The organism is Longimicrobium sp. (assembly GCF_036554565.1).
Lineage (GTDB): Bacteria > Gemmatimonadota > Gemmatimonadetes > Longimicrobiales > Longimicrobiaceae > Longimicrobium.
Window position 1 is genome coordinate 1 of sequence record NZ_DATBNB010000459.1, and the last position, 7,679, is coordinate 7,679.

Below are 7,679 nucleotides of genomic sequence, written 5' to 3' on the forward strand. Positions count from 1 at the left end.
CGGCGCGGATCATGGCCAGCAGCGCGCGCTGCAGCTTCTGCTCGCCATCCAGGTCCAGCGCCGGCGCGTCGCCCGCCACGCGGCCGTGGATGGTCTTCAGGTACTCGCTGCCGCCCAGTTCCGCCGTGTTGCGCCCCAGCAGCACGATGGCGTCGCCCGCCCGGCGGAACGACGACGTGGTGACGTGCGCCAGGTCGTCGATCACCCCCACCATCCCGATCGTTGGCGTGGGATAGATCGCTCCGCGCGGGTTCTCGTTGTACAGGCTGACGTTGCCGCCCGTCACCGGCGTCTCCAGCACCGTGCACGCCTCGCCGATGCCGCGCAGCGACTCCGAAAGCTGGAAGTAGACCTCCGGCTTCAGCGGGTTGCCGAAGTTCAGGTTGTCCGTCACCGCGCGTGGCAAGGCGCCCGAGCAGACGAGGTTGCGCGCCGCCTCGGCCACGGCGATCTGGCCGCCGCGATACGGGTTCAGGTAAACGTAGCGCGAGTTGCAATCCACCGTGGCCGCGATCGCCCGGTTGGTTCCGCGCAGCCGAACCACCGCGGCGTCGCTCCCCGGGCCCACGACCGTGTTCGTCCGCACCGTGCTGTCGTACTGCTCGTACACCCAGCGCTTGGACGCGACGGTCGGTGAATCCAGCAGGCGCCGCAGCGTCCACGTGGGATCGGCCTCTTCAGACTTCAGCTTGATCGTCGACGGATCGAACGCGCGCGCCTCCACGACCTCGGGGGACTCGATGCCTTCGCGGGTGTAGGTAGGGCAGGCGTCCACCAGCGGCTCGCCGGGGATATCGACCACCACCGCACCGTTCTCGCGGATCACGTACCGCCCCGTATCCGTCACGTAGCCGATGGTCTCCGCGTCCAGGTCCCACCGGCCCAGGATGGCGCGCACGTCCTCCTCGTGCCCTTCGTGCGCCACCACGAGCATCCGCTCCTGTGTTTCGCTGAGCAGAATCTCGTACGGCGTCATCCCCGTTTCGCGGACGGGAACGCGGGTGATCTCGATCTCCACACCCGTCCCGCCACGCGCCGCCATCTCCGTGGACGACGAGACAAGCCCCGCCGCGCCCATGTCCTGGATGCCGACGATGTGGCCCGAGCGGATCAACTCCAGCGACGCCTCCAGCAGCATCTTCTCGGTGAACGGGTCGCCCACCTGCACCATCGGGCGCTTGGCCTCGCTCTCCTCCGTCAGCTCCGCGCTCGCGAAGGTGGCGCCGTGGATGCCGTCGCGGCCGGTCTTCGATCCCACCGCCATGATCGGGTTGCCCACCCCGGACGCCACGCCGCGGATCAGCTCCTCCTTCTTCATCAGCCCGATGGCCATGGCGTTGACCAGCGGGTTGCCCTCGTACGCGGCGTCGAAGTACACCTCGCCCGCCACCGTGGGAATGCCCACGCAGTTGCCGTAGTCGCCGATGCCCTTCACCACGCCCGCCACCAGATACCGGACGCGGTCGCCCTCCGGCCCGTCGATCTCGCCGAAGCGCAGGGAGTTGAGGCAGGCGATGGGGCGCGCGCCCATGGTGAACACGTCGCGCAGGATGCCGCCCACGCCCGTGGCGGCGCCCTGGTACGGCTCCACGGCGGAGGGGTGGTTGTGCGACTCGATCTTGAAGGCAACCGCCAGCCCGTCGCCCACGTCGATGACACCGGCGTTCTCGCCGGGACCTTGGAGCACCCAGGGCGCCGTCGTCGGCAGCTTCTTCAGCAGGGGACGGCTGTTCTTGTAGCCGCAGTGCTCCGACCACATGGCGCTGAACACGCCAAGCTCGGTGTAGGTGGGCACGCGGCCAAGGATGTTCAGGATCAGCCCGTACTCGTGCTCGCTGATGCCGTGGTCGGCCACCAGCTCGGGGGTGATGGCCGGGTCTCCGGGGCGGGGCTGTACGGGCACGTCTCTATCCTTCTGATCGTTGGATGTCGAGCGGTCGTCCGCGCGCGTTCAGGGCGTGCGCGCGGGCGGCTGGCGCGGCGTGTCGTGGCGGCGCGCGCGGTCCACGGCGGTTTCCTCGTTCCTGCGGTCGCGCTGGTCGCGCTCGGCCGCGCGCTCCACCGAGTCGCCCTGCGTTTCGTCGGGGGTGCCGGTGGTGGTGCGCGGCGTGGTGCTGGTCGCGTCGACGTTGGGCCGGTTGGCGGGCGCACCCGTCGTCACGCCCGTTCCGCCAGTGGTGGTCGGTCCCTGGATGATGATGGTGGACCGCTCGCCATCACGCGCCTCGCGCACCTGCACGCCGTCGGTTGCGCCCTGGCCCGTGGGCGTGATGACGAGCACGTCCGCACCCGTGGTGGGCGCGGCGCTCACGTTCACACCGCCGACGATCACGCGCCCCGGAGCGGACCCGGCCGCCCGCCCGACGGCGCGCCCCCGATCATTCCCAGCGCCCGCGTCCGCGGTGACGGAGCCCGACTGTTCGCCGCCGCCCGCCGCGCCGAGTGCGTCGTCCGCACGCGGCCCGGAGAAGCGGCGAGCGCGGGTGCGCAGCACGGCGGCAATGACGCGGTCTTCGCGGAAGAACACCACGTCGTCGGAGCCGCAGCGGTTGGGGCAGCCGTTGTGGTAGTACCAGTACGTCCACTCGCCGGACGTGCGCGTGGTCGCCGGCGCGCCGAACGTTTCGCGAACCTGCTCGGGCGTCATCCCCTGCGAGATGACGGACTGGGCCTGCACGGGAGCGCTCGCCAGCAACAGGAGCGCGAGGAAGAGCCTGGTCATGGTCGCCTCCACGGGAAGGTCACGAAGCAACAGCGGCAACGAAAGCCGTCAACGCAACTGCAAGAACCCCGCACGTTTCCCTGTGCATCCACCGGCCGTTGCAGTCCCTTCGGATGGCGTTCCCCGTTGTCTACCGCGCGATGCTGAGATGGTCAGCCAGCGCCCGGAACACCGGCGCGCCGTCTGTGCTGCCCAGCAGCGGGTCTACCGCGCGCTCCGGGTGCGGCATCATCCCCAGCACGTTGCCCGCGGCGTTCACGATGCCCGCAATGTTACGCACGCTGCCGTTAGGGTTGGCCGCGGGAACGATGTTGCCCTCCGCGTCGCAGTAGCGGAACGCGACCTGCCCGTTCGCCTCCAACTCGTCGAGCACCGCGGGATCGGCGATGTAGCACCCCTCGCCGTGCGCGATGGGGATGCGCAGCACCTGCCCCATCTCGTACTCCGAGGTAAACGGCGGCTCCGCGCGCTCCACGCGGAGATGGACCGCGCGGGAGCGGAACTTCAGCGTGCGGTTGCGCACCAGGGCACCGGGGAGCAGCCCGCTCTCGCAGAGGATCTGGAAGCCGTTGCAGATGCCGGCCACCGGCCCGCCCGCATTCGCGAACTCGATCACCTCGCGCATGATGGGGCTGTGCGCGGCGATGGCCCCGCAGCGCAGGTAGTCGCCGTAGCTGAAGCCGCCGGGCAGGAACACGGCGTCCACAGACTGCAGGTCGTGCTCCTTGTGCCACAGGTACACGGCCTCGGCCTGCAGCAGCTCCTCGACGGCCTTGTAGCAGTCGTAGTCGCAGTTGGACCCCGGGAAGGTCACGACGCCGATCTTCATCCCACGTTCTCCGCGGGCGACACGGTGATGCGAAAGTCCTCGGTGACCGGGTTGGCCAGCAGCTGCCGGCACATCGCCTCGGCCGATTCGCGCGCCTGGGGCTCGCCTTCCGCCGTCAGGCTGAAGACGACGATGCGGCCCACGTGCACCTCGCCCACGCCAGAGAAGCCGAGCGAGGCTAGCGCCCCGCCCACCGCCTTGCCCTGCGGGTCCAGGATGCCGCGCCGCGGCGTCACCCGCACCTCGATGCTGTATTCCGTCACTGGTTCCCGCTGTCCATGGGTTCGCGAAGCCCCGGCTTGGGGCGCATTTCCTCGTATTCCAGCTCCCGCACGTCGTCGGCCTCGCCGTCGTCTACCTCGTCTTCCAGCGGGTCGCGGGCGGGAAGCCGCTCCTCGAAGCCGCTCAACACCGTCTTCACCAACCCGTAGGTGATGTACAGGATGCTGAAGGGAAAGAAGAAGTACGCCGGAAAGGTGAACGCCGACACCAGCGAAACGATCGCGAGGAAGATGGCGAAGCGCCCCCCCCAGGTGCGCGTGCCGAACCGCGGCACCACCGGGTACAGGACGTTGCTCACCATCAGCACGCCCAGCAGCATCAGCAGCCACCCGGCCATGCGCACCACCGGCACGTGCGGCAGCCACGCGGCCCAGAACGGCGTTTGGGTAAACGCGTAGTAGGTGGCCAGACAGGCGCCGGCCGTGGGGGAGGGAAGGCCGTGGAACGCGGCCTTGGCCGTGCCCGCCTGCTCGATGTTGAAGCGCGCCAGCCGGAACACGGCGGCCACGATGTAGAGGAAGGCGAGGATCCACGACCACTCGCCACCCGTGCTGAAGAAGGCGAAGTAGGCGATCAGTGCGGGCGCCACACCGAACGAGATGGCGTCCACCAGCGAGTCCAGCTCCTCGCCGAAGGCGCTTCCCGTGGCGGTGAAGCGGGCGATGCGGCCGTCCAGCAGGTCCATGATGGCCGCGCCCACGATCATCCATCCCGCGGTGAAGTACTGCCCGCGCGACGCGTTGACGATGGCCCAGATGCCCAGGAACAGGTTGCCCAGCGTAAAGGCGCTGGGCAGGATCACCACGCCGCGGCGCAGGCGCCGCCGCCGGGGCGACATCGAATCGACCATCATCCGGCGGCTCCGGGGTCACGCAGGGGAAAGTCGTCCAGATCCATCCCGGTCAGCCGCCGGAATGCGTCCCGATAGCGCCGCGAGGTCTCGTCCACCACCTCCGGCGGCAGGGCGGGGCCCGGCGGCGCCTTGTTCCACGCGCCGCGCGCCGTCAGCTCCTCCAGCCAGTCGCGCAGGGGCTGCTTGTCGAGCGACGGCTGCCCGCGGCCGGGCTGGTACCGGTCCGCCGGCCAGAAGCGCGACGAATCGGGCGTCAGCATCTCGTCCATCACGCGGATCGTCCCGTCGCCGTCGCGGCCGAACTCGAACTTGGTATCGGCGATGATGATCCCCGCGTGCGCCGCCATCTCGCGTCCGCGCTCGTAGAGCGTCATCGACGCGTCCCGCAGCCGCTCCGCCGCCTGAGCGCCGACGATCTCCTTCATCCGCGCGAAGGGGATGTTCTCATCGTGGCCGGACTCGGCCTTGGTGGCGGGGGAGAAGAGCGGCGTCTCCAGCCGGTCGGATTCGCGCAGCCCCGGCGGCATCGGCTCGCCGGCCAGCGTGCCGGATTCGCGGTACTCCTTCCACGCGCTGCCGCTCAGGTAGCCGCGCACCACGCATTCGACCGGGAACGGCTCCAGCTTCCGGACGAGCATGCCGCGGCGTGCCCACGACGCGCGGTGGGGCGCCAGGGCGGGGTAGCGGGCGGCGATGTGGTCGGGGTCGATGGACAGGACGTGGTTGGGCACCCGATCGGCGGTGCGCGCAAACCACCAGGCGGAGATCAGGGTGAGGACTTCGCCCTTGCGGGGAACCGGGTCCGGCATCACCACGTCGAAGGCGCTCACGCGGTCGGTAGCCACCATCAGCAGCGCGTCGCCCAGGTCGTACACGTCGCGGACCTTTCCGCGCACCCTCAGCGGAAAGGGAAGGTCGGTGCTGACCAGGGTGGCGTTCAGGATCGGGCGCTCCGTCCAGAGGGGCGTGAGGCGATTGAGGCGCGAATTTACGTGTCGGGCAGGGGCCGGGCAACCACGTTCGCGAGATGAGGGCGGAGGCCTTCGACAGGATGCGGCGCATGCCCCGGCGCCCCCCATCCCCCGACCCCTTCCCCCATACACCCCATGGGGGAAGGGGAGAAAGACACATTTGCGGGACGGGTTCGAATTCTCCTCACCCCCATGCAGTTTATGGGGGAGAGGCCGGGAGAGGGGGGCGCCTGCGATATGCGCCGGAGCCCTCCGACGCGCAGCGACCGTCTTGCGTCGGGCCGCACCCGCCCGTATATGAACCGCCAGAACCGGCCGGGGCACCGCTGCCCGGCCGCACTTTTCTTCGCCGCACGGACGGAGCGCGCGCGTGAGCGACGACGGCATCAAGGACATCACCATCATCGGCGCGGGGCCCACGGGGCTCTTCGCCGCTTTCTACGCGGGCCTGCGCGGCATGTCGTGCCGCATCGTCGACGCGCTGCCGCAACTGGGCGGGCAGCTGATGGCCCTGTATCCCGAAAAGTACATCTTCGACGTCGGCGGCCTGCCCAAGATCCTGGCCAAGGACCTGGCCAAGAACATGATCGAGCAGGGTACGCAGTTCGGCCCCGAGGTGGTGCTCGAGGCCGAGGTGCAGCAGCTGATTCCCGAGGACGGCCACATTCGCCTGGTGACGCCCCGCGGAGAGTTCCTGACGAAGACGGTGGTGATCACGGCCGGCAAGGGCGCGCTGAACCCGCGCGTGCTGGAGTGCCCGGGGTGGGCGGACCACTACTCCGACACGGGCGGCGTTCACACGCACGTGCGCCAGCCCGAGGACTTCCGCGGCAAGCGCGTGCTGATCATCGGCGGCGGCGACTCGGCGGTTGACTGGGTGCTTGGGCTGCGCGGCATTGCGCGTGAGATCACGCTGATCCATCGGCGTGACGAGTTCCGCGCGCACAGGAGCACGGTGCTGGAGATGCGGCAGGCGGCGGAGCGCGGCGACGTCACCATCCGCACGCCGTACGAGGTGGGGGAGATCAGCGGCGAGGGCGGCTGCGTGGCGCGCGTGACGCTGATCAACAACGACACCAAGGAAGCCGAGGAGCTTCACGTCGAAGCCGTCGTCGCGCTCCTGGGCTTCAAGCCGGACTTGGGGCCCATCGGCCGGTGGGGGCTGGAGCTGGAACGCAACACCATCAAGGTGTCGCAGCTGATGGAAACCAACATCGCCGGCGTGTACGCGGCGGGCGACGTGGTGCACTATCCCGGCAAGCTGGAGCTGATCGCCACGGGGTACGGCGAGGCGGCGGTGGCGGTGAACAACGCGGTGCACTACCTGAACCCCAAGGCCCGCGTGAACCCCGGCCACTCCACGAACCTCAAGCTGTTCAAGCAGGAGGACGAGGGGGAGTAGGGGCCGCGCCTCGCCGTAGAACCTGATCGCGGTTCGACTGTCTGAGGCACGTGCCTCGGGGCGCCCCCCATCCCCAGCCCTTCCCCCGCAAACCCCGCGGGGGAAGGGCGCCAGTGTGGTGCGCTCCCCGAACCCTCCGCCGCGCACCAAGGCCTGTCAGACCCTCCGCCGCGCACGAGGGCCTGTGAAAATCCTCCGCCGCGCACCAATGCCTGTCATCCTGAGGCCCAAGCGCGCCGAACCTGCCCCTGTCGCAACCTTCGCGGGCCGAAGGATCTAGCCGCGGACGGGTAATCGGCTGGGCGCGGGAGCGGCCACGGAGGCCTGGGCCTCGGACGGACGCGGGTGTCGGCCGGCGTTGGTGTTTGGGCTGGCGTTGCTGCACGAGGTGAGGTGCGCTTCGACGGTTCCGGCGCCTGCCTCGGGTCGCCCCCCATCCCCAGCCCTTCCCCCGCAAACCCCGCGGGGGAAGGGAGCCAGTGTGGTGCGCTACCCAAGCCGCCGTCGCGCACCAACGCCTGTCATCCTGAGGCCCAAGCGCGCCGAACCTGCCCCTGTCGCAACCTTCGCGGGCCGAAGGATCTAGCCGCGGACGGGTAATCGGCTGGGCGCGGTAGCGG

General features: G+C 69.7%; 7 protein-coding genes. 1 reads left to right on the forward strand and 6 read right to left on the reverse strand.

Translation table 11 applies throughout. The annotated features are described in order from the left end of the window. From purL to VIB55_RS12655, 6 genes are all read right to left on the reverse strand, one after another. A partial coding sequence (gene purL, locus VIB55_RS12630) for a phosphoribosylformylglycinamidine synthase subunit PurL (RefSeq protein ID WP_331877006.1) occupies positions 1-1,903 on the reverse strand: 1,903 nt, incomplete at its 3' end. 48 nt (positions 1,904-1,951) lie between these two features. After that, positions 1,952-2,722 carry a hypothetical protein gene (locus VIB55_RS12635; protein WP_331877007.1) on the reverse strand — a complete coding sequence of 257 codons (771 nt, stop codon included), beginning with the start codon at positions 2,720-2,722 and terminating at the stop codon, positions 1,952-1,954. A 130-nt stretch (positions 2,723-2,852) separates the two neighbouring features. Next, positions 2,853-3,551, reverse strand: coding sequence for a phosphoribosylformylglycinamidine synthase subunit PurQ (gene purQ, locus VIB55_RS12640; RefSeq protein ID WP_331877008.1), 699 nt, complete (start codon positions 3,549-3,551; stop codon positions 2,853-2,855). Continuing rightward, complete coding sequence (purS, locus tag VIB55_RS12645; RefSeq protein WP_331877009.1) at positions 3,548-3,814, reverse strand: phosphoribosylformylglycinamidine synthase subunit PurS; 267 nt, start codon at positions 3,812-3,814, stop codon at positions 3,548-3,550. The genes purQ and purS overlap by 4 nt, the downstream gene beginning before the upstream one ends. Then, complete coding sequence (pssA, locus tag VIB55_RS12650) at positions 3,811-4,686, reverse strand: CDP-diacylglycerol--serine O-phosphatidyltransferase (RefSeq protein ID WP_331877010.1); 876 nt, start codon at positions 4,684-4,686, stop codon at positions 3,811-3,813. Before pssA ends, purS begins: the two co-directional genes overlap by 4 nt. Then, positions 4,683-5,630: a phosphoribosylaminoimidazolesuccinocarboxamide synthase gene (locus VIB55_RS12655; protein ID WP_414681546.1), complete on the reverse strand. Its 948-nt coding sequence runs from the start codon at positions 5,628-5,630 to the stop codon at positions 4,683-4,685. The genes pssA and VIB55_RS12655 overlap by 4 nt, the downstream gene beginning before the upstream one ends. Positions 5,631-6,027: 397 nt before the next feature. Between VIB55_RS12655 and VIB55_RS12660 the strand changes: the two genes are divergently transcribed. After that, positions 6,028-7,059, forward strand: coding sequence for an NAD(P)/FAD-dependent oxidoreductase (locus tag VIB55_RS12660; protein ID WP_331877012.1), 1,032 nt, complete (start codon positions 6,028-6,030; stop codon positions 7,057-7,059). Positions 7,060-7,679 lie beyond the last annotated feature (620 nt).

Coding starts and splice junctions, on each gene's coding strand:
- pssA (WP_331877010.1), bottom strand. CDS start 4,686: ATGATGGTCGATTCGATGTCGCCCCGGCGGCGGCGCCTGCGCCGCGGC.
- VIB55_RS12635 (WP_331877007.1), bottom strand. CDS start 2,722: ATGACCAGGCTCTTCCTCGCGCTCCTGTTGCTGGCGAGCGCTCCCGTG.
- purQ (WP_331877008.1), bottom strand. CDS start 3,551: ATGAAGATCGGCGTCGTGACCTTCCCGGGGTCCAACTGCGACTACGAC.